Origin of the sequence: Algoriphagus jejuensis (assembly GCF_039523455.1) — a bacterium.
GTDB lineage: Bacteria > Bacteroidota > Bacteroidia > Cytophagales > Cyclobacteriaceae > Algoriphagus > Algoriphagus jejuensis.
In genome coordinates this window covers 1-605 of record NZ_BAAAFI010000016.1, presented here as the reverse complement: position 1 = coordinate 605, position 605 = coordinate 1, and the positions used below count along the sequence as shown (strand labels likewise).

General features: G+C 40.0%; 1 protein-coding gene. It reads left to right on the top strand.

Features of this window, described 5'->3' with window-relative positions; translation table 11 throughout:
- Positions 1-108 precede the first annotated feature (108 nt).
- Positions 109-588 carry a transposase gene (locus tag ABD031_RS13250; protein ID WP_343852231.1) on the top strand — a complete coding sequence of 160 codons (480 nt, stop codon included), beginning with the start codon at positions 109-111 and terminating at the stop codon, positions 586-588.
- The last annotated feature ends 17 nt before the right edge of the window (positions 589-605 follow it).

Here is a 605-nt window from a genome sequence, read left to right as displayed (position 1 = left end):
GACCTGATTGTTAGGGATTTGGCAAAATTCAAGTCGCAGTTAAAACAGGAGGTAGGTTTCTTTGAAAAAGAATACTTTTCGGAGAAAAAGAAAAGGATCGAAAAACTGATGAAAGCCAATGAAAAAGTCCTGAAAGAGGTGGAATATCAAATTGATCAAATTTTAGATTCAGATTCTGATCTCAAGAAAAATCTGGATCGAATTACAGCCATCGAAGGAGTGGGAAGACAAACGGCAGTAGCTACTCTGGTGGCAACTGAAAATTTTACCAAATTCACTGACCCCAAAAAGTTCGCCTGTCATTCTGGATGCGCCCCATTCCGATATGAATCAGGGACCAGCCGGAGATCAGCCCATAGAGTCTCCCATAAGGCTGACAAAAACCTCAAACGGATTTTCCATATGGCAGCAGTATCAACATTAACCCAAAAAGGAGAACTAAGGCAATATTACGACCGAAAAGTAGCCGAAGGGAAGAATAAAATGTCAGTAATCAATGCAATAAGAGCCAAACTCATTGGGCGAATTTTCGCAATCATCAATCAAGGTCGAGAATATGAGAAAAATTATATCCATCCCCTTGCTTAAACCATAAGAGTAGTTGG

Bases quoted from the DNA above. Each gene is read 5' to 3' on its own strand.
- ABD031_RS13250 (WP_343852231.1), top strand. From the start codon at position 109: ATGAAAGCCAATGAAAAAGTCCTGAAAGAGGTGGAATATCAAATTGAT.